23 protein-coding genes and 1 tRNA gene are annotated in these 24,186 nt (G+C 57.4%); 15 read left to right on the forward strand and 9 right to left on the reverse strand.

Annotated elements, in window-relative coordinates:
- Position 1: 1 nt before the first annotated feature.
- The 3 genes from GZH91_RS08785 to GZH91_RS08795 are packed head-to-tail and all read left to right on the forward strand — an operon-like array spanning position 2 to position 2,540.
- Positions 2-628, forward strand: coding sequence for an L-threonylcarbamoyladenylate synthase (locus GZH91_RS08785; protein ID WP_147074657.1), 627 nt, complete (start codon positions 2-4; stop codon positions 626-628).
- Entirely contained in the window at positions 628-1,329 is a 702-nt protein-coding gene (locus GZH91_RS08790; protein ID WP_147074658.1) for a site-2 protease family protein, read from the forward strand. The genes GZH91_RS08785 and GZH91_RS08790 overlap by 1 nt, the downstream gene beginning before the upstream one ends.
- 8 nt (positions 1,330-1,337) lie before the next feature.
- A complete protein-coding gene (locus GZH91_RS08795; RefSeq protein ID WP_147074659.1) occupies positions 1,338-2,540 on the forward strand; it encodes a tryptophan--tRNA ligase in 1,203 nt (400 codons plus the stop codon).
- 25 nt (positions 2,541-2,565) lie between these two features.
- On the opposite strand, the gene GZH91_RS18050 is transcribed toward GZH91_RS08795, so the two are convergent.
- The 3 genes from GZH91_RS18050 to GZH91_RS08805 form a co-directional block, all read right to left on the reverse strand.
- Positions 2,566-2,862, reverse strand: coding sequence for a hypothetical protein (locus GZH91_RS18050; protein ID WP_147074660.1), 297 nt, complete (start codon positions 2,860-2,862; stop codon positions 2,566-2,568).
- A 185-nt stretch (positions 2,863-3,047) separates the two neighbouring features.
- Positions 3,048-5,069, reverse strand: a complete 2,022-nt coding sequence (locus tag GZH91_RS08800; protein ID WP_232522233.1) for a sensor histidine kinase — start codon at positions 5,067-5,069, stop codon at positions 3,048-3,050.
- A 19-nt stretch (positions 5,070-5,088) separates the two neighbouring features.
- A complete protein-coding gene (locus tag GZH91_RS08805) occupies positions 5,089-6,483 on the reverse strand; it encodes a sigma-54-dependent transcriptional regulator (RefSeq protein ID WP_198415443.1) in 1,395 nt (464 codons plus the stop codon).
- A 277-nt stretch (positions 6,484-6,760) separates the two neighbouring features.
- On the opposite strand from GZH91_RS08805, the gene fdnG reads away from it, so the two are divergent.
- The 11 genes from fdnG to GZH91_RS08860 all read left to right on the forward strand — a co-directional run bounded on the left by fdnG (position 6,761) and on the right by GZH91_RS08860 (position 18,659).
- Complete coding sequence (gene fdnG, locus GZH91_RS08810) at positions 6,761-9,817, forward strand: formate dehydrogenase-N subunit alpha (protein ID WP_147074661.1); 3,057 nt, start codon at positions 6,761-6,763, stop codon at positions 9,815-9,817.
- Between the two features lie 11 nt (positions 9,818-9,828).
- Positions 9,829-10,707 (forward strand): formate dehydrogenase subunit beta, encoded by an 879-nt coding sequence (gene fdxH, locus GZH91_RS08815; RefSeq protein WP_147074662.1) that lies wholly within the window; start codon positions 9,829-9,831, stop codon positions 10,705-10,707.
- Between the two features lie 62 nt (positions 10,708-10,769).
- On the forward strand, positions 10,770-11,420 hold the full coding sequence (locus tag GZH91_RS08820; RefSeq protein WP_147074663.1) for a formate dehydrogenase subunit gamma: 651 nt from the start codon (positions 10,770-10,772) through the stop codon (positions 11,418-11,420).
- Positions 11,401-12,324 carry a formate dehydrogenase accessory protein FdhE gene (fdhE, locus tag GZH91_RS08825; protein ID WP_147074664.1) on the forward strand — a complete coding sequence of 308 codons (924 nt, stop codon included), beginning with the start codon at positions 11,401-11,403 and terminating at the stop codon, positions 12,322-12,324. The genes GZH91_RS08820 and fdhE overlap by 20 nt, the downstream gene beginning before the upstream one ends.
- Positions 12,321-13,763: an L-seryl-tRNA(Sec) selenium transferase gene (gene selA / locus GZH91_RS08830; RefSeq protein WP_147074665.1), complete on the forward strand. Its 1,443-nt coding sequence runs from the start codon at positions 12,321-12,323 to the stop codon at positions 13,761-13,763. The genes fdhE and selA overlap by 4 nt, the downstream gene beginning before the upstream one ends.
- Positions 13,760-15,667, forward strand: a complete 1,908-nt coding sequence (gene selB / locus GZH91_RS08835; protein WP_147074666.1) for a selenocysteine-specific translation elongation factor — start codon at positions 13,760-13,762, stop codon at positions 15,665-15,667. The genes selA and selB overlap by 4 nt, the downstream gene beginning before the upstream one ends.
- A gap of 43 nt (positions 15,668-15,710) precedes the next feature.
- A tRNA-Sec gene (locus GZH91_RS08840) sits at positions 15,711-15,807 on the forward strand.
- Between the two features lie 79 nt (positions 15,808-15,886).
- Positions 15,887-16,684 (forward strand): segregation and condensation protein A, encoded by a 798-nt coding sequence (locus GZH91_RS08845; RefSeq protein WP_147074667.1) that lies wholly within the window; start codon positions 15,887-15,889, stop codon positions 16,682-16,684.
- Positions 16,671-17,276, forward strand: coding sequence for an SMC-Scp complex subunit ScpB (gene scpB, locus GZH91_RS08850; protein WP_147074668.1), 606 nt, complete (start codon positions 16,671-16,673; stop codon positions 17,274-17,276). The genes GZH91_RS08845 and scpB overlap by 14 nt, the downstream gene beginning before the upstream one ends.
- Before the next feature lie 158 nt (positions 17,277-17,434).
- Entirely contained in the window at positions 17,435-18,253 is an 819-nt protein-coding gene (rluB, locus tag GZH91_RS08855; RefSeq protein WP_332835336.1) for a 23S rRNA pseudouridine(2605) synthase RluB, read from the forward strand.
- 4 nt (positions 18,254-18,257) lie between these two features.
- Entirely contained in the window at positions 18,258-18,659 is a 402-nt protein-coding gene (locus GZH91_RS08860) for a hypothetical protein (RefSeq protein ID WP_147074670.1), read from the forward strand.
- A gap of 13 nt (positions 18,660-18,672) precedes the next feature.
- On the opposite strand, the gene GZH91_RS08865 is transcribed toward GZH91_RS08860, so the two are convergent.
- The 3 genes from GZH91_RS08865 to GZH91_RS08875 form a co-directional block, all read right to left on the reverse strand.
- The gene (locus tag GZH91_RS08865; RefSeq protein WP_147074671.1) at positions 18,673-19,341 is read right to left on the reverse strand and encodes a mechanosensitive ion channel family protein; all 669 of its coding nucleotides are present in this window, start codon (positions 19,339-19,341) and stop codon (positions 18,673-18,675) included.
- Between the two features lie 92 nt (positions 19,342-19,433).
- On the reverse strand, positions 19,434-20,081 hold the full coding sequence (locus GZH91_RS08870) for a response regulator (RefSeq protein ID WP_147074672.1): 648 nt from the start codon (positions 20,079-20,081) through the stop codon (positions 19,434-19,436).
- A 70-nt stretch (positions 20,082-20,151) separates the two neighbouring features.
- Entirely contained in the window at positions 20,152-21,606 is a 1,455-nt protein-coding gene (locus GZH91_RS08875; RefSeq protein ID WP_232522234.1) for a PAS domain-containing sensor histidine kinase, read from the reverse strand.
- 122 nt (positions 21,607-21,728) lie between these two features.
- Here GZH91_RS08875 and GZH91_RS08880 point away from each other — a divergent pair, with 122 nt between their 5' ends.
- A complete protein-coding gene (locus GZH91_RS08880) occupies positions 21,729-22,337 on the forward strand; it encodes a glutathione S-transferase (RefSeq protein WP_147074673.1) in 609 nt (202 codons plus the stop codon).
- A 94-nt stretch (positions 22,338-22,431) separates the two neighbouring features.
- On the opposite strand, the gene GZH91_RS08885 is transcribed toward GZH91_RS08880, so the two are convergent.
- The 3 genes from GZH91_RS08885 to GZH91_RS08895 form a co-directional block, all read right to left on the reverse strand.
- Complete coding sequence (locus tag GZH91_RS08885; RefSeq protein WP_147074674.1) at positions 22,432-22,917, reverse strand: DsrE family protein; 486 nt, start codon at positions 22,915-22,917, stop codon at positions 22,432-22,434.
- A 141-nt stretch (positions 22,918-23,058) separates the two neighbouring features.
- On the reverse strand, positions 23,059-23,469 hold the full coding sequence (locus GZH91_RS08890) for a DsrE family protein (RefSeq protein WP_161984228.1): 411 nt from the start codon (positions 23,467-23,469) through the stop codon (positions 23,059-23,061).
- A gap of 95 nt (positions 23,470-23,564) precedes the next feature.
- Entirely contained in the window at positions 23,565-24,005 is a 441-nt protein-coding gene (locus GZH91_RS08895; protein WP_147074676.1) for a DsrE family protein, read from the reverse strand.
- Positions 24,006-24,186 lie beyond the last annotated feature (181 nt).

The following is a 24,186-nucleotide window of genomic DNA, read 5'->3' on the forward strand; positions in this document are numbered from 1 at the left end:
GATGTCGCAATATTTCACGTTGCACCCGGATACACCGCAGCCGCGTCTCATCAAACAGGCCGTGGCGATTTTGCGCGATGGGGGGGTGATTGCTTTCCCTACCGACTCCAGCTATGCGCTCGGCTGCCACCTGGGTGACAAGGCAGCGCAGGATCGCATCCGTGTCATTCGCGAAGTGGATGACAAACACCATTTCACCCTGATGTGCCGTGATTTGTCCGAGATTGCGCGCTATGCGCAGGTGGATAACCGTCAGTTTCGCCTGCTCAAGGCCAATACTCCCGGCAGTTACACATTTATACTTGAGGCCACGCGCGAAGTGCCAAAACGCCTGCAACATCCCAAACGCAACACTATTGGCCTGCGAGTACCGGAGCATTTGGTTACACTGGCGCTGCTGGAAGAGCTGGGCGAACCCATCATCAGCATGACGCTGATCCTGCCCGGTGACGAACTGCCCATGCACGAAGCCGAAGAAATCCGCGAACGCCTGGAAAAACGCCTGGATCTGATTGTGGATGCCGGTGCCTGTGATGTGGAATCCACCACGGTAATTGACCTTACTGGCGCTGCGCCAGTGCTGGTGCGCGCCGGACGCGGTGCCCTGCAACCTTTTGGATTGAATTGATGGAACTCAACCTGATACAAAAAATTAGCGTCTGGATCATTCCGGTCATTTTTGCCATTACCCTGCATGAAGCCGCGCACGGTTACATTGCCAAACTTTTTGGTGACACGACTGCGTGGATGCTGGGACGCGTCACGCTCAATCCATTCAAGCATATCGATCCGGTAGGCACAATTCTGGTGCCGCTGACCATCCTGTTGCTGAGCAAGGTGCTGGGTGGCGGTTTCATTCTGTTTGGCTGGGCCAAGCCGGTGCCTGTCAATTTTGGCGCATTGCGCCATCCCAAGCGCGACATGTTGTGGGTGGCGGCGGCCGGGCCGGCGGCCAATTTGTTAATGGCAATATTATGGGCGCTGATCATCAAGCTTGGGGTAACCCTGGGCGATAGCTATACCCAGCCCATGGCGCTGATGGGCGCGGCCGGCATTTTCATCAACGCAGTGCTGATGGCACTGAATCTGCTGCCATTGCCGCCGCTGGACGGAGGCCGCATCGCCGTGAGCTTGCTGCCAGGCCGCTATGCCTACCGCTTCGCGCAGATCGAGCCCTACGGATTTTACATCCTGCTTGCACTGATGTTTATTGGCTGGCTGGGGCTGATACTCAGCCCGTTATTAATACTGATTATTGTCATCACGGGCGCTTTCTCCGGCCTGGGTCATGCCGAGATCGCCACCCTTATCCAGATCATCACCAACTAATCACAATCATGTACGCAAACCGCGTTTTATCCGGCATGCGCCCTACAGGCAGCCTGCATCTTGGCCACTATCACGGCGTATTGAAAAACTGGATCAAACTCCAGCACGAGTACGAATGCCTGTTTTTCGTTGCTGACTGGCATGCCCTCACCACCCATTACGACACACCCGAGGTCATCCAGGACAGCGTATGGGAAATGGTCATTGACTGGCTCGCTGCAGGTGTTGATCCGTCCCAGGCCACGTTGTTTATCCAGTCGCAGGTGCCGGAGCATGCCGAGCTGCACCTGCTGTTGTCCATGATTACGCCACTTGGCTGGCTGGAACGTGTGCCCACTTACAAAGACCAGCAGGAAAAACTGAGCGAAAAAGATCTGTCCACCTATGGCTTTCTTGGCTACCCGCTGCTGCAAAGTGCAGACATCCTGATCTACCGCGCTAATCAGGTGCCGGTGGGCGAAGACCAGGTGCCGCACATCGAATTCACCCGTGAAATGGCACGCCGTTTCAATCACCTGTATGGACGTGAGCCTGGTTTCGAGCAAAAGGCCGCAGCCGCAGTCAAGAAAATGGGCAGCAAGAAAGCCCGGTTATATGAAGAATTGCGCACCCGCTATCAGGAACAGGGTGACGACGAAGCGCTGGAATCCGCCAAGGCTTTGCTCAACGAACAGCAAAACCTGTCGCTGGGCGACCGTGAGCGCCTGTTCGGCTACCTCGAGGGCGGCGGCAAAATGATCCTGGCCGAACCGCAGGCGCTGCTCACGGTCGCCTCCAGAATGCCCGGCCTGGACGGACAAAAAATGTCCAAGTCCTACAACAACACCCTCTCTTTGCGCGAAGACGCGCAAAGCGTGACCAAAAAAATCCGTACCATGCCCACCGACCCGGCACGCGTACGGCGCACCGATCCCGGCTCACCGGAGAAATGCCCGGTGTGGCAACTGCATTTGGTGTATTCCGGCGAGGACATTCAAACCTGGGTACGTGCCGGTTGTACCAGCGCGGGCATTGGTTGCCTGGAATGCAAACAGCCCGTCATTGAGGCAGTGCTGAAAGAGCAGGAACCGATACGTGAACGCGCCAAAATGTATCAGGAAAGCCCGTCGCTGGTACGTAATCTCATCGCCGACGGCTGTGAAAAAGCCCGTGACCTCGCGCGCGAGACGATGCGTGATGTGCGCGAGGTGATGGGGTTGGGCTACGACTGACAGGGATTCCAGCCCTGATCAAGGCTTAATCGTCGTCGTGTTCGTGATGGCGCCAATGCCCACGGCCGCGCCAGTGTCCCTGATCATGCCATTCGCCGTATCCACGATCATAATAAACAGGGGGTGGTGGCCCATAATAAACTTGAGGCGGTGGGGCATATATGTAAGCCGGCGGTCCATAATAAACAGGGGCGCCCAGCGAGAAATTGATGCCAACGTGCCCCCAATCATCATTGTCGTGCGCCTGAGCCAGGCCTGGGATGCCAGCAAGCAGGCCTGTACTCACCAGTAAAGCTGTAATCAATCGATGCGATCTGTTCATGATGTGACTCCTTGTTGGATGGCTTGGAACAAGCGATTCACTAAAAAAGTAGCGCCGAACAACCAGGTTGGCGTGCCTGTCCAAGTACGATTCCAGAATAAACGCGGAAGTCTCGAGCAGGGGTATCAGTTTGTAACGATTTGTAACGCTGCCCTGGCAAATCCGGAACCGGGGGCAGGGTGAACCTAATTGACGCTGCTTTCAGCATATATTGGCTCGGTGCGTATCCAGACAGTAAATGTTGCTCCCTTGCCCGGTTCACTGACTACAGAGATGTGATTGCCATAACGCTCCAACAGTCCATAGCTGATGGACAATCCCAGCCCGCTGCCGTGCTGTTTGCGGGTAGTAAAAAAAGGGTCAAAAATACGCGGTAATACCTCGGGCGCAATGCCTGCTCCAGTATCTGTCACGCTAATGCTGACGCCGATGTTTTCCCAGTCACACGTTTCCAGCGTTAAGACCCCTCCCCGAGGCATGGCGTGAATGGCATTGACCATTAAATTGACGATGACTTGCTGCAGCTCGTTGCGGTTCATCGTGATGTGACGTGTTGCGCGATAGTCCTGAATGACGACGATACGCGTTTTGCCCAGCTGATGCCTGACCAGCACCAGGCAATCCGACAGCAGCGGGTTCACATCCAGAGGCTCGACATAACCGGCGAATTCTGCAGGGCGCGCGAATTGCAGCAGGTTGGTGACAATCAGGCGGATGCGCTGTATCTGCTGGTTGATGAGGCGAATTTCCTCGCGTACCGGGTCGGCGTGCGCACCGATCAATTCAACCAGCAAATCGAGGTTGCCTTGAATGACTGCGGCTGGATTGTTGATCTCGTGCGCCACACCGGCGGTGAGTTCGCCGATGGCTGCCAGTTTTTCAGACATCACCAATTGTTTTTGGGTGTCTATCAGGCGTTGATTGGCAGATTCCAGTTCGGCGGTGCGCTCAACGACTTTTCTGTCCAGCTCATCTGCCCATTTCTTGAGCTCGTGATTTTGCGCCTGGAGTTTTTCCAGCAGCTGGTCGAAATGTCGGGCCAACAGGCCGATTTCATCCTGGCTTGCCAGTTTGCCGGTACGCGCCGACAGGTCGCCAGCCTCCACCGCGCTCATGGTCTGATTCATTTTCTCCAGCGGCAGGAAAATGGCGCGCGCCCATTTCAGCGAGATAAAGCCACCTGCCGCACTCACCAGCACAATCACCAGGATTACCCCCGCCAGCGCCACGGTCTTGGCGGTATTGAAAGGCGCTTCAAGAAAGCCCACATAGAGCATGCCTACGCGCTGGCCGAAGCTGTCCTGAATGGGTTCATAGCCAGACACATACCAGTCGCTGACCACAAAGGCGCGTTGCAGCCAGGTGGCGCCACGTCCCAGCACTGTGTCACGCACCACACGCGAGACGCGGGTACCGAGTGCGCGTTTTCCCTCGAACAGGTGCACGTTGGTGGCAATGCGTACGTCATCCAGAAACAGCGTAGCGGTGCCTTTCGAACCAAACGGCAGCGAACCCTCCTTGTAAACCAGCCGATTGATGGTGTCGACGAAATCCAGATTCTGGTTGAGCAGCACGCCGCCTTCCAGCACACCCGCGAGCTGCCCGTGCGCATCATATACGGGTGTCGCGGTGTGAATCATCATGCCGCGGGTTTCCATCCGTTGCGATGATGTTGCTGCATTGCGCGTGGGGACGATCTCGATCAGGGCGCGCCGGGCCAATGCCGGGTCAATGGCAGACAGTTGTGCTGACGTAAAAATGTCGATGGCAGTGGATGATTCGCCCTGTAGCGCCTGCTTCACGATCGGCCATGTGGCAGCATCGAAGCGGCTGCTTGGTGCGATGATGCGGCCGTGGGTGTCAAGCAGATATAAAAAATCCAGCTTGTGTTCATCACGTGCCCACATCAGCCAGCTGGCCTCGCTTGCCTGAGTATGCTGTCCGAGCAGGCTAACCAGGCTGTAGGAGCGCGCCAGACCGTCGACATTCTGCCCGAGATGATCGGCTACATTGCCAAAATATTGGTGTGCGACGGCCAGGTCGCTGTTGACCTTGTAAATCAGCAGGCGGTCGTAATAGGTATTGGCCCAGTACAGGGTGAGCCCGGTCAGGATAGGGAGCACCACCAACAGAGGCAGCAGCACCAGAAACAGCAGCTTGGCGCGGACAGAAAGCTGCAACCGGGATTTCAGCGGCTCCAACAGCACGATATCGGCATTATCGGGATCAGAATTGCCAGGCGCTGCACTTGCGTTCCAGAGTCTTGCGCGAAATACCGAGTAGGCGTGCGGCTTCCGACTTGTTGCCGGACACGCTATCGAGCACGCGCAGGATATGTTGCTTTTCCACTTCCTCCAAGGTGACAGCCGCTTGGCTGAGAGGGGTGGGTTCGCTGGCAGGGCTCACGCAGCCGAGGGGAAATTTTCCCAGGATGAGCGAACGCTCGATCAGGTTTCTGAGCTCACGCGCATTGCCGGGCCACGCATAAACGCGCATGGCCTGCATGATATCGTCGCAGATGGTGATGGGCGGTACGCCGAGCTGAGCGGACAGTTGCCCCATGAAATGCCGGGCTAGTGGCAGGACATCATCACGCCGTTCGCGGAGAGGCGGAATAATAATACTCATCACATCCAGCCGGTAGTACAGATCCGCCCGAAAATGGCCGTTGTGGACGGCACTGCCGAGGTTGCGGTTGGTGGCAGCGATGATGCGTACATCCACCGGGATTTCGCGCTCTGAGCCCACTGGCCGTATCCTTTTTTCTTCCAGTGCGCGTAGCAGCTTGGTCTGCATGGCAAGTGGCAGTTCACCCACCTCATCGAGGAACAGAGTGCCGCCCTGAGCGTAGAAAAACAGCCCTTTGCGTTCGCCACTGGAGCCGGTGAAGGCACCCTTGACATGACCGAACAGCTCACTTTCGATCAGTTCCGGTGCAATGGCGCCGCAGTTGACCGGCACAAAAGGCTGACTGGCCCGCGGGCTGTGGTTGTGCAAAGCGCGTGCCACAACCTCCTTGCCGGTTCCGGATTCGCCACTGATCAGTACCGTGCTGGGGAGTGGTGCCAGGCGGTTGATCATGGTGCGCATTTCAGCCATGGCGGAGGACTCTCCCACCAGTTCCACTACCTCGGACAGATCTGCCATGGCGCGGCGCAGCACAAAATTTTCCCGCGCCAGATGAGCGCGGTCGAAACAGCGGCCAATGGAGGAAAGCAGCTGGTCGATACGAAACGGCTTCAGGATGAAATCGGTGGCGCCTGCGCGCAGCGCACCAATGGCGGTTTCCATGTCGGCGAAGGCAGTAATCAGGATGACGTCGCCGTAGAAGCCGGTATGGCGCAATTCGTGCAGCCACTCGATGCCGGATTTGCCGGGCAGGGAAACGTCGAGAATGATGAGATCGAAGTGTTGTTCTTCTACCAGGCGCGCGCCTTCTTCTGCGCTGGCGGCTGTCTTGACCGCCCCGCAGCGGCTATCCAGCGCCCGGCCAAGGAAATTACGCATGCCGCCTTCGTCGTCTATCACCAGTACGGCGTACTGCTGCCATGAGCCGAATTCGGACGACGCAGTCGGCATGCCGGGTGCATTCGCTTGGCTGGGGTAAGGCGACGTGCTCATTGCGGACTCCGGCGTATTATTTCGTTTATGGTCTAATATTCCTATTTAGTGTCGCGCTTCCGAGCTTGCGCCGCAAGCGCGGCATTGCCTGCAGAGGTAAATCATTTATTCGGTTTGGTATATTTTGTCCGGAAGATGGGTCTTTTTGTCTGTCTCACGAATGGAATAAATAGTCAGTTTTTTGTTTATAAAGAAATTATTTGATCGGCATAATATTTGCTTTCAATTTTTGCTGTTGTTGAGATCCCAATAATCATTTCATCCACTGGAGGAAGCGATGCAAGTCAACCGGAGACAGTTTTTTAAAATCTGTGCTGCAGGCATGGGCGGTTCCAGCCTTGCCGTAATGGGTTTTTCACCCACTGCCGCACTGGCGGAGGTGCGCGAATTCAAGCTATTGCGTACCACGGAAACCCGAAATACCTGCCCCTACTGCTCGGTAAGCTGCGGTCTGCTCATGTACAGCATGGGCGACAAGGCCAAGAACGCAAAATTGGAAATCATTCATATCGAGGGCGATCCCGATCACCCGGTGAATCGCGGAACATTATGCCCAAAGGGCGCGGGTCTGCTGGACTTCGTTCACAGCCCGAACCGGCTGCAGTTTCCCGAATATCGCGCCGCGGGTTCCACCGAGTGGAAGCGCATTTCCTGGGATGATGCGTTCAGCCGCATCGCCCGGCTGGTGAAGGACGACCGGGACAGAAACTTCATCGCCAGGAATGCCGAAGGCGCGACCGTGAACCGCTGGCTCACGACGGGTTTTCTCGCAGCGTCTGCCTCCTCCAACGAGAGCGGCTACTTGACCCACAAGATCGTGCGCAGCCTGGGCATACTCGGATTCGATAATCAGGCGCGTGTCTGACACGGACCTACGGTGGCAAGTCTTGCCCCTACGTTCGGTCGCGGCGCGATGACCAATCACTGGGTCGACATCAAGAACGCAAATCTGGTGTTGATCATGGGCGGCAATGCCGCCGAGGCGCACCCCTGCGGTTTCAAATGGGTGACGGAAGCGAAGGCCCACAACAAGGCCAAGCTGGTGGTGGTGGATCCCCGGTTCAACCGCTCCGCGGCGGTGGCCGACTATTACGCGCCGATCCGCACCGGCACGGATATCGCTTTCCTGGGCGGCCTGATCAACTATCTGCTGGCCCACGACAAGATCCAGCACGAGTACGTCAAGAAATATACCAATGCCACTTTCCTGATCAATGGCGACTATCAGTTCGATGAGGGACTGTTCTCAGGCTATGATGCCGCCAAACGCAGCTACGACAAGAGCACATGGTCTTATGTGATCGGGCCGGATGGCTATGCCGAGGTCGACGAAACGCTCACCAATCCCCGCTGCGCGTTCAACCTAATGAAGCAGCACTATGCGCGCTATACGCCCGAGGTGGTGAGCAACATCTGCGGCACGCCCAAGGAGCAGTTCCTCAAGGTATGCGAGATGATCGCGGAAACCAGCGTACCCAACAAAACCATGACCATCATGTATGCCCTGGGCTGGACCCAGCATAGCGTCGGATCGCAGATGATCCGCACCGCCGCCATGGTGCAGCTCTTGCTCGGCAATGTGGGTATGGCTGGCGGCGGGGTAAACGCGTTACGCGGCCATTCCAACATCCAGGGTCTCACCGATTTGGGCCTGCTTTCCAACTTGCTGCCGGGCTATCTGACACTGCCTGGAGAAAAGGAAACGGACTACCAGAAATTTCTCGAAACGCGCACCCCGAAAGCCTTGCGTCCCGGCCAACTCAACTACTGGCAAAATTATCCCAAGTTTCACGTAAGTCTGATGAAAGCCTGGTTTGGTGATGCCGCCACCCAGGAAAACAACTGGGCCTACGATTACCTGCCCAAGCTGGACAAGGTGCACGATGTCCTGCAGGTATTCGAGGATATGCACCAGGGCAAAATGAACGGGTATTTCTGCCAGGGCTTCAATCCGCTGGCCTCTTTCCCCAACAAGGCAAAAATCGGCGGGGCGCTGGCCAAGCTCAAGTACCTGGTGATCATCGACCCGCTGGCGACGGAAACCTCTGAATTCTGGAAGAATTTCGGAGAATACAACAACGTCGATTCCAGCCACATACAGACTGAGGTATTCCGCCTCCCCTCCACCTGCTTCGCGGAAGAGGACGGCGCCCTGGTGAATAGCACCCGCTGGCTGCAATGGCACTGGAAAGGCGCCGAACCTCCCGGGGATGCCAAAGGCGACCCCGAGATCATGGCTGGCATCTTCATGCGCCTGCGGGACCTGTATAAGAAAGAAAGCGGCGCCTTCCCTGATCCCATCCTCAATCTGACCTGGGATTATGCCATTCCCGATCAGCCCAACCCGGAAGAGCTGGCCAGGGAATATAACGGCAAGGCGCTGGCCGACATTGCGGACCCGAAGGATCCGACCAAAGCGCTGGTCAGGGCGGGACAGCAGCTGGATGGTTTCGCCCAGTTGCAGGACAATGGCTCGACTGCCTGCGGTTGCTGGATCTTCGCCGGTGCCTGGACCGAAAAGGGCAACATGATGGCGCGCCGGGACAACGCCGATCCGAGCGGACTGGGGGAGACCCTGAACTGGGCCTTTGCCTGGCCCGCCAACCGGCGCATTCTCTATAACCGCGCCTCCTGCGATGCTGCGGGCAAACCCTGGGACCCCAAGCGCAGCCTCATCCACTGGAACGGCAACAAGTGGGTCGGGTTCGACGTCCCCGACTTCAAACCCGATTCTGCGCCAGACCAGGGCATGGAACCTTTCATCATGCAGCCGGAGGGCGTGGCGCGGCTGTTTGCCCTCGACAAGATGGCGGAAGGGCCGTTCCCCGAACACTACGAACCCTTCGAAACGCCCATCGGAACCAATCCGCTGCACCCCAAAGTGGTGAGCAATCCGGCGGCGCGGGTGTTCAAGGGCGACCTGGAACAGTTCGGTACCGCCAAGGATTTTCCCTATGCGGGCACCACCTACCGGCTCACCGAGCACTTCCATTTCTGGACCAAGCATGCGGTGATCAATTCCGTTCTTCAGCCTCAGCAATTCGTCGAACTGGGCGAAGCGCTGGCGAAGGAGAAAGGTATCGCGAATGGCAGCATGGTGACGGTGCGTTCCAACCGCGGTCACATCAAGGCGGTGGCGGTCGTCACCAAGCGCATCAGGCCGCTCACGGTGAACGGCAAGACGGTGCACACCATCGGCATCCCGATCCACTGGGGCTTCAAGGGTGTGGCGAAGAACGGCTATCTTGCGAACACCCTTACGCCCTACGTGGGCGATGCGAATACTCAGACACCTGAGTACAAATCGTTCCTGGTGGACATCGAGAAAGCTTGAGGAGACGAGTCATGGCATTGCAATCCCTAGATATTCAACGCCGCTCCGCCACCACGACGCCTTCACCGGATGTCCGGCAGAGCATGAAAGTAGCCAAGCTCATCGATATTTCGAAGTGCATAGGCTGCAAGGCCTGCCAGGCGGCGTGCATGGAGTGGAACGACGTACGTGACGAGATCGGCACTTGCGAGGGGGTGTATGACAACCCCCCCAATTTATCGGCGGACTCCTGGACCGTAATGCGTTTTTCGGAAGTGGAGGTGGAACAGGGCAAGCTGGAGTGGCTGATTCGCAAGGATGGCTGCATGCACTGTGCGGATCCCGGTTGCCTCAAGGCTTGCCCTTCGCCCGGTGCCATCATTCAGTACGCCAACGGCATCGTGGATTTTCATGAGGAGAACTGTATCGGCTGCGGTTACTGCATCACCGGTTGTCCCTTCGATGTCCCGCGCATTTCCAAGAAGGACAACAAGGCCTACAAGTGCACACTCTGTTCCGACCGTGTCGCGGTAGGCATGGAGCCCGCGTGCATCAAGTCGTGTCCGACCGGAGCGCTGGTATTCGGCAGCAAGGACGACATGATTCACCATGCCGAGGAACGGATCACCGACCTCAAGGAGCGGGGCTATCAGAACGCCGGCCTTTATGATCCGCAAGGCGTGGGCGGCACCCATGTCATGTACGTTTTGCAACACGCCGACAAGCCTGAGCTCTACCACGGTTTACCCAAGGATCCGCAGATCAGTCCCATGGTGTCATTGTGGAAGGGCATTACCAAACCGCTGATGTCTTTCGGTCTGGGGCTGGTGGCGCTGGCCGGTTTCTTCCATTACGTTACGGTGGGGCCGAATGAGGTCAAGGAGGAAGAAGAGGAGAAAGAGGATGTTTAATCTTGGGCCGGAGCCGGCACGTTCCGGCGTTCTCTTGAGCAACTATTCGAATGGGAGTCAACATGTCCAAGCGGCTTGACCTGATACAGCGTTACAACGCCTCTGACCGGTTAAATCACTGGTTTGTGGCGATCACCTTCATCCTGCTGGCGCTGAGCGGCCTTGCGCTGTTTCACCCGGCGTTTTTCTTTCTGACCGGTCTGCTTGGCGGTGGCCCGTGGACGCGCATTCTGCATCCTTTCATCGGCATCGCCATGTTCGCAGGCTTTGTCGGTATGATGGTGCGCTTCTGGAACGACAACCAGATTACCGAAAATGACCGCAAATGGATCAGTCAGGTAGGCGATGTGATCAACAACCGCGAGGAAAATCTGCCCCCGGTTGGGCGTTACAACGCGGGCCAGAAGTACCTGTTCTGGACCATGGTGGCATGCATCAGCCTGCTGTTGATTACCGGTGTGCTGATCTGGCAGCCGTATTTCGCGCCCTACGTGCCGATTGTTGCGGTGCGGCTGGCAGTGCTGGTGCATGCTCTCGCCGCCTTTATTATCATCGCCGGGATCATGGTCCACATCTACGCCGCCATCTGGGTCAAGGGCTCGGTTCGCGCCATGACGCGCGGCACCGTGACCGACGCCTGGGCACGCCAGCATCACCTGGCCTGGTATCGTGAAATCAAAAATAAGGGCAGCCATGGCCACGACCATTATTGAACCGGGGTTCATCCAGCCACCCTCAATTGAACCGCCATTCCTGCGGCAGCCAAACGGCAGAGTATTATTCGGTGAGCGTTCACAGCGCTTGATGGCACTCGCTCAGGGACACACCATGGCCGACTTCCTGCGCTTTATGGGACATCTGGCCGAGGCACAGCAGCGCACCCTGGATAGCCAGACCACGCCCGTGCTGCCGGATGCCGAGCAAATCAGGCTGTGCAAAGCACACGGCATGCCGCCCCTGGGCACCCAGACCCTGCAGCGCGACTCGAGTTGGCGTGAAGGTCTGAACACCATCCTGGAGCAAGTAGCGGGGCAGGCAAACGCTGCTACGCATGCTGCAATAGCACGTATCCAGGCGTTGTCTGAGACGCATCTGGAAGCCTTCGCCGACCGCCTGCTGAGCGGCGATTATGCCGACCTGGATCTGGCCGCAGCTCCGTTGATCGGTGCTGCGCTGCAGGTCTATTGGGTGCGTCTGGCCACGGCGCTGGAACAGGGCGAATTCCCCCGTCCCGACGTGCATACCCTGTGTCCCGCATGCGGCTCTCTGCCTACCGCCAGCGTGGTGCGTATCGGAGGTGCGGAACAGGGGCTGCGCTATCTGCACTGTTCCCTGTGCGAAAGCGAATGGAACATGGTGCGGATCAAGTGCAGTCATTGCGAGTCCACCAAGGGCATCGCCTATTTTAGTATTGAAGGCGGCGACGACGCGGTAAAGGCGGAAGTCTGTGACGAGTGCAACAGCTACCTGAAAATCCTTTATATGGAAAAAAACATGGCAGTCGATCCCATCGCCGACGATCTGGCGAGCCTGGCGCTGGACATTCTCATGGACGAGGCGGGTTACCAGCGCAGCGGTCCCAGCCTGCTGCTGTTTCCCACTGCGCAAGACGCATGAGTTTGTCTTCCCCGCACCGCGATGGAGACGCGCACGCCACGCCGCTGCCCGCTATTCCATCGGTGGACCGGGTACTCAACCTGCCCTCGGTACGAGCCTTGACGGAAAGCTATGGCCGCGCACCCACTACGGCTGCGGTGCGCCAATTGCTCGCGGAACTGCGCGAGCGACTTGCCGGCAACCTGGATTTGCCCGCCGACGCCTTTGCTGAAATCCAGCTGGCTGGCGTGCTGGAACAGCGCCTGTGCGCGGTACGCCAACCGCGTCTGCGCCCGGTGCTCAATCTGACCGGCACCGTGCTGCATACCAACCTGGGGCGCGCCCGCCTGCCTGACGAAGCGGTGGCGGCGGTAGTCATGGCGGCATCGCAGGCCTGCAACCTGGAATACGACCTTGCAGGTGGTGCGCGCGGCGACCGCGATGATCTGGTCGAACCGCTATTGCGCGAAATTACCGGCGCGGAAGCGGCCACCGTGGTCAACAACAACGCCGCTGCGGTGTTTCTAGCCCTCAACAGCCTGGGGCTGCGCAAGCAGGTGATCGTTTCGCGCGGCGAGCTGGTGGAAATTGGCGGCGCCTTTCGTGTGCCGGACATTATGGCACGGGCGGGCTGCCGGTTGAAGGAAGTCGGCACCACCAACCGTACCCATGTCAAGGATTTTGCCGAGGCCATCGACGCCAGAACAGCCTTGTTGCTGAAGGTGCACACCAGCAACTATGCCATTCAGGGCTTCACCGCCGCAGTCGAGGAAGGAGCGCTGGCGGAGCTTGCTCATAGCCACAAGCTGTCTTTCATGGTGGATCTGGGCAGCGGCACCCTGGTCAATCTGCGCGACTTCGGACTGCCCCAGGAACCCACCCCGATGGACTCGCTTGCCGCCGGTGCCGATCTCGTCACCTTCAGCGGCGACAAGCTGCTGGGCGGCCCGCAGGCGGGCATCCTGGTCGGGCGCCGCGATCTGATCGCCAGAATCAAGAAGAATCCGCTGAAACGGGCGTTGCGCGTGGACAAGATGACGCTGGCCGCGCTTGAAGCGGTGCTGCAGCTCTACCGCGACCCGGATCGGCTGGCTGCGCGATTGCCCACGCTGCGTCTGCTTACCCGCGCTGTGGCCGACATCGAACGCACCGCCCATACCCTGTTGCCCGCCATGTGCGCAGCGCTGGCTGGCGTGGCACAGGTTGCGGTGCGGCCCTGCTACAGCCAGATCGGCAGCGGTTCGCTGCCCATCGACCGCCTGTCCAGCTTCTGCCTGGCGGTGACGCCCGTGCTGCGTGGCAAGGGTGAGGGCTCCGCGCTGAAAAAAATCGAGCAAGCCTTCCGCAACCTGCCGGTCCCGGTCATTGGCCGGGTGAGCGAAGGCGCATTCTGTCTGGATTTGCGCTGCCTGGAGCAGGCGGACATGCTGCAATCCCAACTCGGATCCTTGCGTTCTTGATTATCGGCAGCGCAGGTCACATCGACCACGGCAAAACCGCGCTGGTCAAAGCCCTGACCGGCATAGACGCGGACCGCCTCAAGGAAGAGAAGGCGCGCGGCATCACCATTGACCTGGGCTATGCCTACACGCCCCTGCCCAATGGTGACGTGCTCGGCTTCGTGGACGTACCGGGCCACGAAAAATTCATCCATAACATGCTGGCAGGCGCCACCGGCATCGATTTTGTGCTGCTGGTGGTGGCGGCGGACGACGGCCCCATGCCGCAGACGCGCGAGCATCTGCATATCCTCGATCTGCTTGGGCTGGAACGGGGCGTGGTGGCGCTGACCAAGGCAGACCGGGTATCCGCCCAGCGTCTGGCGGAGGCGCGCGCCGAAATCGCGGCCCTGCTGGGGGGCAGTAGTCTGGAAGGCAGCGACATTTATCCCGTTTCGGCCTTGACTGGCACCGGCATTCCCGCATTGCGTGAGCGCCTGGATGCAGAAGCGCAGACGCTGCACCAGCGCTCGGCCAGCGGCCATTTTCGCCTGGCGGCAGACCGCTGCTTCACCCTGTCCGGCATTGGCACGGTGGTCACCGGCACGGTATTCTCCGGGACGGTGGCAGTGGGGGACAAGCTGGTACTGTCGCCATCCGGCATCCCGGTGCGGGTGCGCAGCATCCACGCCCAGGACCGCGCGGCGCAAACCGGTGTGGCCGGACAGCGTTGCGCGCTCAACCTGGTCGGCTCGGGCTTCGACAAGGCGGCCGTGGCGCGTGGTGACTGGGTGCTGGCCGGGCCCCTGCACGCGCCGGTAACACGGCTGGATGTGCGGTTGCGTGTGCTGGCAAGCGAGGACAAGCCGCTGCGCCACTGGACGCCGGTGCACGTCCACCTGGGTGCGACGGATGTCACCGGGCGGGTGTCGGTGCTGGAAGGCGAGGTTGTGGCACCGGGCATGGACGCCCTGGTGCAGCTGGTGCTGGACAAACCTATCGGCGCACTGCACGGCGACCGTTTCATCGTGCGCGACCAGTCGGCCAGCCGCACCCTGGGCGGTGGTCGTGTGCTGGACAGCTTCCCGCCTGCGCGTGGACGACGTACTTCCGCCAGAATCGAACTGCTGCGCGCGCTGGAAAGCGGCGCGCCAGCCGGTGCCCTGCAAGCCATGCTGCAAGCGAGTGCCAGCGGTGTGGACTTGCGCCGCTTCGCCCTGAACTGGAATCTGCGTGAAAATGAAGCGCGTGCCCTGTGGTCCAGCCTGCCCATGCGTATGGTGGAGGAGGGGGAGACAGCCATTGGATTTTCCCCGGCCGTGTGGGCGGTGCTCAAGCAGCGCCTGCTGGATACGTTGACGGCTGAGCATGCACGCGTGCCGGACATGCTTGGCGTAGATCGCGAACGTTTGCGCCGCATGACTGCGCCGACGCTGTCGCGCACAGCCTTTCTGGCGCTAACCGATGAATTGCTGGCCACTGACAGCGTCAGAGCCAGCGGCTTGTGGCTGCACTTGCCCGGCCATAGCGTGACCCTGTTGGCGCACGAGGAAAAACTCTGGGCGAAAGTGCGCCCGCTGCTCGATACTGTACCCTACCAGCCGCCCAGAGTGCGGGATATAGCGAAGGCCCTGGATGTGGACGAACGCGCCATGCGCCTGGTGATGCAACGCCTGGCGCGGCAGGGAGAGGTATTCCAGGTGGCGCATGACCATTTTTTTACCCGCGAGGCAGTCGCGGCATTGGCCACTATCGCCCGCAAACTGGCAGAAGACGACGCACTCGAAGCCGCCGCTTTCCGCGACCGTATCGGTGTCGGGCGCAAGCTGGCGATCCAGATTCTGGAATTCTTTGACCGGGTAGGTTTTACCCGGCGTGCGCGCGATAGCCACAAACTGCGCCACGCAGATTTGTTTGCAAGCTAGCTGCTGCTGTACCCTTGCGGCTGCGCAAGCTGGCTCTTTTTACGGAAGAGATTCGTTCCCCGGTGGGGCGGCCGGACTTCAAATCCGGTAAGGGTCGTCAGACGATCCTTGGTGGGTTCGACTCCCACTCTCTTCCGCCATTTTGCATCGGACATGCCCGGCGTTTTGTTCAGCAGCAGACTGTAGCCCAAACCGCTCTGACTAAGGCAGAATGTGCAGATGTCTGAAATACTTGATACCCGGCCACTGGCCCGGGTGAATGGCGAGCCATTCACCGACTTGCCGCAGGATTTGTACATCCCGCCGGATGCGCTGGCGGTGTATCTCAGTGCGTTTGAAGGCCCGCTCGATCTGCTGCTATACCTCATCCGCCGTCACAATCTGGATGTGCTGGATATCCCCATGGCCGACATCACGCGCCAGTACATGGATTATGTGGAACTGATGCGCAGCAACCGGCTGGATCTGGCGGCGGAATACCTGCTGATGGCGGCCCTGCTGATCGAGATCAAGTCGCGCATGCTGCTGCCGCGTCAGCTGCACGCGGATGAAACCGGAGAAGTGGAAGACCCGCGCGCCGAACTGGTACGTCGCTTGCTCGAATACGAACAGATTAAAATCGCCGCGCAAGCGGTCGAAAATAAGCCACGTGAAGGCCGGGATTTCGAAGTGATAGCAATATGGAATGAAGAAGCAGGCAAACTGTTGCCGCATGTCGAACCGGGCGATTTGCGCGCGGCCTGGCTCGGCCTCGTGGCACGCGCCGGTGCACACCGCCACCATACAGTGGGCCGCCAGGAGCTCTCGGTGCGTGAGGCGATGGGACGGATACTGGATGCATTGCAGACTGGCGACTTTCTCGAGTTTGCGTGTCTGTTTGATGCTGGCAAAGGCATCCCGCATCTGGTGGTGACGTTTCTGGCCATCCTGGAGCTGGCGCGCGAGCGCATGGTCGAAATTACCCAGAGCACAGCCTTTTCACCCATTTATATTCGTCTAGCGCATGCCGATCAATAATATTGCCGAACTGAAAATCGTACTGGAAACCGCGCTGCTTGCCACGCGTGAGCCATTGTTAATCAGCGACATGCAGCGTCTTTTTGAAGAGGAGTTGAGTATTGAATTGCTGCGCCGCGCACTCGATGAATTGCGCGAGGACTGGCAGGACAGGGGCGTGGAGCTGGCGCTGGTGGCATCCGGCTGGCGTTTTCAGACGCGTCCCGAATATCAACGCTTTCTCAACCGTCTCAACCCGGAAAAGCCGCCCAAATACTCGCGTGCCGTGATGGAAACGCTCGCCATCATTGCCTACAAACAGCCCGTGACGCGCGGCGATATCGAAGAAATCCGTGGCGTGACGGTGAATACCCAGATTATCAAAACGCTGGAAGAACGCGACTGGATCAGGGTCGTCGGTCACCGCGACGTGCCGGGACGGCCATCACTGTATGCCACCACCAGGCAATTTCTGAGTGACCTCAACCTGCGCGCGCTGGATGAATTGCCACCGCTGGTCGAACTGGGCTCGCTGGTGGAACCGAACCCGCACAGCGGTGAACTCAATCTGGCTGAGCTAATAGGGCGGCCAAGCGACGATTCGCCGGTATAATTAAACACCTAACTGCATTCTTACTGCCTTTCCGGACTACACTCATGCCCTCATCCCCGATTCGTCCACCCAGGAAACCCCGTGCGGCGCCCGCCTCGCCAATCCGTCGCGCCCGAGCGCCAGAACCGGCCAAACAGCCAGCGCGTAAGTCAATCCCGGTGCCGGAAATCAGCGCACAACCTGAAAACGATGCCCCAGCCTCGCAAAAACTGCAAAAAGTGCTGGCGGGTGCCGGGCTGGGGTCACGCCGGGATATGGAGACATGGATTGAAGCTGGGCGGGTTTCGGTCAACGGTGTCACGGCCACGCTAGGCCGCCGGGTGTCACCGGGCGACCGCGTATTGGCAGATAACCGGCCGATCCCGCTCAATTTCGCGGCGGAACTGCCGCGTGTGCTGATTTACCACAAGCGCGAAGGCGAAATTGTCAGCCGCGACGACCCGCAAGCCCGCACCACGGTATTCGATGAGTTGCCGCGCGTGCGTAATGGCAAATGGATAGCCATAGGCCGACTGGACTTCAATACCGAAGGCCTGCTCATCTTCACCACCAGCGGTGATCTGGCCAACCGCCTGATGCACCCCAGTTTCGAAGTGGAACGCGAATATTCGGTGCGCATCATGGGTGAGCTCAGCCAGGAGCAGATGCGCAGCATGACTGCTGGCATCCAGCTCGACGATGGTACTGCGCATTTCGAGCGTATCGCCGAACAGGGTGGAGAAGGCTCCAACCGCTGGTATCAGGTGATCATCAAGGAAGGCCGCAATCGCGAAGTGCGGCGCATGTTTGAAGCCATGGGCATGATGGTGAGCCGCCTGATCCGCGTACGCTTTGGCATGGTCAATCTGCCGCCACGGGTAAAACGCGGCCAGATGCTGGAACTGGAATCGTCACAAGTGGCTGCAATCCTGGAATGGGCAGGTTTACCCGTTCCGGAAATGCTGCCGCAAAAGCGCCCCCAAGACAAGAAGCGCTAATACCATGCTGGAATACATGTTTTTCGATTCCTGCCTGCGCGACAAATTTGTTCAGCATGCACAGGAATTGGGGATTGCCTGTACCCTGCAGGCCGACAACATGGGGCTGATCGTGGCCGTACCGGAAGACTTGCCGGATGCAACCGCAGCCGCGCTCGAAGCCCGCTATGAGGAACTGCAGGAGGAACAGGCCAGCCTGGCGGATCAATCCGCGCGAGGCTTGAAAAAACACCAGGCCGGATTCCGGCTGGAGTTGCCGGATGGGCAATCCTGCATGGTTGTGCTGCAAGCGGATGTCGCCACGCGTCTGCTTGACAGTTTCAGTCTGGAAGAAATCCAGGCGCTATTCGCAACTGTGGCAAAGCAGGCGCTGAATCCGCACGGCAGTTCTCTGTGCCAGGGATGAAAGTGCGCCAGGCTTATTTGCGCCTTTGTGTCATGCGCGCAATCACGCCTGCCGCCCAGTCCCGCCCGCCCAGACCAAACGCCAGTGCAAATGCCAGTCCCACTGCGCCAAAGCCAATAATAAATGCAGCCGTGAGTAATTCACGGCCAATATTGAGTTGTTCCAGGGCAACAAAAAACACAAAAATCAGTGTGGCATATTCTGAAATGGTGCTGATGGTTAACGCACCTTGCACGCCAATGTTGCTGAGGTAAGCGAAAATCAGGCGATTAATGAAACGCGCCAGAATCGCCCCAAGCACCAGTACCAGTATGGCAACGATAATATTGGGTATATACAGAACGATGCGGTTGAACAACTCCGCTACTATGTGCAGGCCCAGGCTATTGGATACCGTAACGATGACAATCAGGATAATCAGCCAATACATTAACCCCGCCAGTAGTCCCCCTAGCGACACTTCGAGCTGACCCTGCTTGAGAAAAGCCTCAATGCCGGAGCGTTCGGACAGCTTGTCAAACTGGAGTACGCGTAGCAGCTTGACCATGCCGGCGCGCACCAGCTTGGCCACCAGCCAGCCGACGAACAACAATACCAGGGCCGCCATCAACTGCGGTACGAAGCCGGCCAGCTGTGTCCAGAATGAAGTGATGGAGGCGAGGAAAATGTCAAACTGTTGCATGGAATCTCCTTTTAAAATTGATCGAGCACATTACAAATTGTTTTTTATGCGATTTGTAATACTCAAATCTTGAATTGTCAGAGGTGCCCTGCTTACTCTACCAACTGGTTCTTGATCGCGTAATGGGTCAGCTCGGCATTGTTGTGCAGTTTCATTTTTAATAACAAACGCGAACGATACATGCTGATAGTTTTGACCGATAGCATCAGCTCATTGGCAATGTCACTGACCGTCTTGCCTGAGGCGATCATCGTTAGGGTCTGATATTCGCGATCGGAGAGTAATTCATGTGGCGCTATTTCCTGGGCATCGTCGAAATGATTCGCCAAGGCCTGGGCGAGTTCGGCAGTAATATATTTTTTTCCGGCGGCAACCTGGCGGATGGCATTGACCAGTTCCGCAGGGGCGCTTTGTTTATTGAGATAGCCCGCCGCGCCAGCTTTGAGTGAGCGGATGGCGTATTGATCCTCGCGGTGCATGGATAGCATGAGCACCGCGATACTGGGCGATTCCTTTTTGATCTGTTTTAACACTTCGATGCCGCTGCGGTCCGGCATCGAGATATCCAGCAACAGCACATGACAGCCGCTATTACGGGTGGATTTGATGGCCTCCAGACCATTCTCTGCCTCGCCCGCCACGATGATGTCTTTGGTGTCGGCGAGTATCTGTTTCAAACCCTCGCGCACGATTGCGTGGTCGTCTGCAATAAACACCCTGATTGCTCTCGTTGCTGTCATAAGGCTACCCGGTTAGTACTTTAAGTCAAACCGTATTGATTCATTCACTTTGCGATTATCCCGCATTCTCTCATGATGTGGATAACGGGATTTTGATGCTCACCAGACTGCCGCCTGCAGTTATCGGGCTTATGTTGAGTTTGCCGCCCAGCGCATTGGCGCGCTCCACCATGCTGCGTATGCCAAAGGATTTTGGTTTCATGCAGTCGGCTGCGCCTATGCCTCTGCCATTATCGGCGATTTCCAGGTGCACGCAGCGTTTGCTCAAGGCAAGTTTGACGGTAACGCGGCTGGCGTGCGCGTGCTTGGCGACATTGGTCAAGGCCTCCTGAAAAATGCGGAACAACGCGGTAGCGTGATCAGAGTCGAGCTGGATTTCTTCGCGATTCGAAGAAAATTTGCAAGGTATTCCTGCTTGTTTCTCGAACTCCCTGGCGTGCCACTCTAGCGCAGCTACTATGCCGAAGTCCAGCACGCTTGGACGTAAGTCTGCTGCAATACGATGCGCCGATTCAATACTGCGATCCGCCAGCGCCTCCACATAATGGGCCTTTTCCAGTAATTCAGGCGCATCAGGCAGGCGCCGGATGAGCAAAGCCATTGCCATCTTGATGGCGGTCAGGTTACCGCCCAGATCATCATGGATTTCGCGGGCGATGCGGGCACGCTCCTGTTCCTTGACCTGTTCGATATGTGCAGACAATTCGGCGAGCTGTGCCCTGGAGCTTCGGATTTCATGTTTTTCCAGCCTGCTCTGGGTGATATTGGTCATTACGCCATCCCATGCAATGCTTTGGCTTTCACCTGACTGGTCAATGACGCGAGGGGTGGCACGCAGGTTGATCCATTTGGTGTCTTTCCATTTTTCGATCCAGATTCTGCCCTCCCAGTTCCACGCCGAGAGGGTGCGTGCCGAGACTGTCATTGAATCGATATAGGATGGTTGGTCTTCCGGCAAAATCAATTCGGTAAACAGCGCTGGATTGGCGCGCAACTGTTTCGGGGTGACGCCAAGTAACGCGTGACAGCCATCGCTGAGATAGGGAAAGGAAATATCGCCATCGTGTTTGCGCAGAAACTGGTAAACCAGCCCCGGCATGTTTGACACAATTGCATGGAAACGCGATTCGCTCAGTCCCAGCGCCCGGGCCGAGGCGAGAGAGGCGGTCTGGTCGTTGCCAATCGCAATGATCAACGAATGCGCGAGGAACAGGCGAAAACTGATTGGGTAGGTGGTACCGTCACGGCGTACCAGTGTTGATTCCAGGGTAATGTACCCGGCACCATCAGTACGCAGGGGACGCAATGCCTGGTCAAGCGTTTTTGCAGACAGGCCGTGTGTCACATTAAGCAATGTCATGCCGGCTAATTCGGCGGCACAGTATTGAAGATTATTATACGCGGCCTCATTTGCGTGAACCAAATACAGCGTGTCACAATCCATCACATAAATCTCGCTGAACGAACCGTTCATGAGAATAGGCAGCCAGCGAGGATCGAGTATGTCGGTTGATGTTTTGTTCATGCTGTGGGGATTTTTTTTGGGGGACATAAGGCATAAAGTTACGCGTCGCTTAGCCCAAACTTTAGCATAAACGCTTACCATCCATGATTTTCCGATTAACCATTCCTATCTAGAAGGTATCCATGAAACTGATTGCATCCCTGACCAGCCCCTATGCCCGCAAAGTTCGCGTGGTGCTTGCTGAAAAGCATATTGATTGCGAACTGGAGGTGGATATTCCCTGGAACGAGGACAGCCATGTCCCGGACTACAATCCGTTAGGCAAAATCCCCGTGTTGCTTCTGGACGATGGCACGGCACTCTATGATTCAAGGGTGATTGTGGAATATCTGGATCATGCTTCACCTGTGGGGCGCATGCTCCCCAAGGAATCGCATAGCCGCATACTGGTGAAGCGTTGGGAAGCGCTAGCGGATGGCATTTGCGATGCTGCTGCGGCGATTTTTATTGAAAAAAAGCGCGCGCAGACACAACAAAATTCCGAATGGATAATACGCCAGGAGCGCAAGATTTTTCGTGGGCTGGAAACTCTGGCGAAAGATTTGGGCGAGAAACCCTGGTGCATGGAAGCGGGATTTACCCTCGCGGATATTGCCACTGGCTGTGCTTTAGGCTATCTGGATCTGCGCTTTGCCGAGATAAAATGGCGTGAGGCACATCCCAATCTGGCCCGGCTCTCAGCAAAGCTGGGCAGCCGTGTCTCGTTTAGCAGTACAGCGCCGCAGACTTGATGAAACCCTCCCCGCTCGGGGAGGGTAAATCGCCGTTTGAAATGACGACGGCATCAGCGCACTCAGGCTGTGTCGAGATGGTTATTGGGCGATCTCAGGGTTTGATATAGTTGTAGCCATGCTGCTCGAGTTGCATGATACGTACTATCCCGCCTGGGACGAGCATGGCTTCCGGCGCCAGTTCCGGAGTATGGCCCAGCTGTTTGGCCATGCCCGTCAGGGTGACGTTGCAGGCGTCAAACTCCACACCTTGCGCATCCAGGGCCTGCAGGCGTTTCGCTACCGGGGAGTCCTTCAAGAGCATTTTAAGTCCGGGACCGTAGGCCACCACCACCACCTGTATCTTGTCCTGGCCGAAGTACTGGAGCATGTTCGAGGCGTTGTTCAGCGTCAGATTCCACAACGCAGGATCATCCTGGCTCACCTGCAGGACGGCGTGATGTTTGGCGAAGGGCAGTTCGTGCACGAGTTTCAGTTGATCATAGGAATAACCCTCAAGCAGTGACTGGCTAGCGCTGGCGCCCAATGAAAACAGCAGGGTGGTTGCGAACAGGGCGATTTTTACTTTATTCAGGATCATTGCCGTACCTTTCGTTGTATTTGGTTAAGATTGTCGAATGGGGGATATCCCCGTGCATCACTTGCCTATCCTGCTTCACTTAATGCAAGCCTCCTCAGCATCTTGCTGGTCTCGACCAACAAACAAGATGCACGCCTGCTGTCAGGGCTTGATGTACTGCCACCCCTGTTTTTGCCGGTTTACGATATGGACGGCACCGAACGGTACAACGGTGATGTCGGGCGCCAGATTGCTGTCATTCAAGTGTTCAGACTTGAGCGATCGTCCGCAGGCGATGATTTTGATGCCTTCGCCCTGCACCTTCTGGATCAGCGGCACCTCGTTGCTAAACGCGGTGAGTAGCTTCACGCTGGGGCCATAGACCACAACCTCGAATTTTGCCTTGGTCAGAACTTCGTGCATGTTGGAGGCGAGTATCAGGGCGCGTTTGAAATCGGCGGCATCCTTGCCGTTTGCCTGAACCACCACGCCTTCGGAAACGGCGTGCTCGTCCGCAAATACCGTAGTAGCAAAGCCAAAAATCAGCAGCAGCGCAAGAATGGTTTTTTTCATCGCCAGTGTCCTTGTCGTTTCCTTACAATCCGGGATTGCGGAGATATTACCGCTGGTGTGCCTCGCTGTATAGCCAAATTCATGGTATGCCAATTTCATGGCTTGATATAGACGTAAGCTTCTTTGGCCTGTAGCCGGCCGATTTCCGCCACGCCTGAAGGTACCACCCTGGCTGGATAGGCGACCGCGTCGGCGGTGAGGTTACGGCTTTTGAGTGTGTTGTTGCAGACCTTGAAGTCGACGCCTTCGGCCGCGAGGGTTGCCATGGCAACGGCATAAGGATTGCCATTGGCGTCCTGGGCACCTTCCAGCATGAAGTCGATGCCCTTGCCATGCCCCACGACGGCGATTTTGGTTCCCGGCGCAGCCACCAAATGATTTTTCACATTGCCAAGGAGTGCTTTGGCATTGGTGCTGTCGTTGATATGGTAGACCACTTTTTCTTGATCGCCTTCCGCAGCCTGCGCGGCCGGGGCTACCGCTATACGCGTTAACGCAAATCCGGCCGCCAGGCATTTTAGAATTTTATTAAACATGATGTCATCTCCTGTTATGTAGTGCGGTAAAGTCCTGAATGACAAGCTGGCAAAATTTCAGGCTTGCCGAGTTATGGACAAATCAAATCATGAGAATATGCCATGACAAATGAAATAATTTAGCGGATGGAATAAATAATTGTATCCAAGCGTCTATCCACACACGCAGTACTTCATACAC

Source organism: Sulfuriferula plumbiphila (assembly GCF_009938015.1).
Taxonomy (GTDB): domain Bacteria; phylum Pseudomonadota; class Gammaproteobacteria; order Burkholderiales; family Sulfuriferulaceae; genus Sulfuriferula; species Sulfuriferula plumbiphila.

Bases quoted from the DNA above. Each gene is read 5' to 3' on its own strand.
- GZH91_RS08865 (WP_147074671.1), bottom strand. From the start codon at position 19,341: ATGCAACAGTTTGACATTTTCCTCGCCTCCATCACTTCATTCTGGACA.
- scpB (WP_147074668.1), top strand. From the start codon at position 16,671: ATGCCGATCAATAATATTGCCGAACTGAAAATCGTACTGGAAACCGCG.
- GZH91_RS08890 (WP_161984228.1), bottom strand. From the start codon at position 23,469: ATGAAAAAAACCATTCTTGCGCTGCTGCTGATTTTTGGCTTTGCTACT.
- GZH91_RS08805 (WP_198415443.1), bottom strand. From the start codon at position 6,483: ATGAGCACGTCGCCTTACCCCAGCCAAGCGAATGCACCCGGCATGCCG.
- GZH91_RS08785 (WP_147074657.1), top strand. From the start codon at position 2: ATGTCGCAATATTTCACGTTGCACCCGGATACACCGCAGCCGCGTCTC.
- fdhE (WP_147074664.1), top strand. From the start codon at position 11,401: ATGGCCACGACCATTATTGAACCGGGGTTCATCCAGCCACCCTCAATT.
- GZH91_RS08880 (WP_147074673.1), top strand. From the start codon at position 21,729: ATGAAACTGATTGCATCCCTGACCAGCCCCTATGCCCGCAAAGTTCGC.
- fdxH (WP_147074662.1), top strand. From the start codon at position 9,829: ATGGCATTGCAATCCCTAGATATTCAACGCCGCTCCGCCACCACGACG.
- GZH91_RS08895 (WP_147074676.1), bottom strand. From the start codon at position 24,005: ATGTTTAATAAAATTCTAAAATGCCTGGCGGCCGGATTTGCGTTAACG.
- GZH91_RS08860 (WP_147074670.1), top strand. From the start codon at position 18,258: ATGCTGGAATACATGTTTTTCGATTCCTGCCTGCGCGACAAATTTGTT.
- GZH91_RS08885 (WP_147074674.1), bottom strand. From the start codon at position 22,917: ATGATCCTGAATAAAGTAAAAATCGCCCTGTTCGCAACCACCCTGCTG.
- GZH91_RS08795 (WP_147074659.1), top strand. From the start codon at position 1,338: ATGTACGCAAACCGCGTTTTATCCGGCATGCGCCCTACAGGCAGCCTG.
- selA (WP_147074665.1), top strand. From the start codon at position 12,321: ATGAGTTTGTCTTCCCCGCACCGCGATGGAGACGCGCACGCCACGCCG.
- GZH91_RS08790 (WP_147074658.1), top strand. From the start codon at position 628: ATGGAACTCAACCTGATACAAAAAATTAGCGTCTGGATCATTCCGGTC.
- GZH91_RS08870 (WP_147074672.1), bottom strand. From the start codon at position 20,081: ATGACAGCAACGAGAGCAATCAGGGTGTTTATTGCAGACGACCACGCA.
- GZH91_RS08845 (WP_147074667.1), top strand. From the start codon at position 15,887: ATGTCTGAAATACTTGATACCCGGCCACTGGCCCGGGTGAATGGCGAG.
- GZH91_RS18050 (WP_147074660.1), bottom strand. From the start codon at position 2,862: ATGAACAGATCGCATCGATTGATTACAGCTTTACTGGTGAGTACAGGC.
- GZH91_RS08820 (WP_147074663.1), top strand. From the start codon at position 10,770: ATGTCCAAGCGGCTTGACCTGATACAGCGTTACAACGCCTCTGACCGG.
- GZH91_RS08875 (WP_232522234.1), bottom strand. From the start codon at position 21,606: ATGAACAAAACATCAACCGACATACTCGATCCTCGCTGGCTGCCTATT.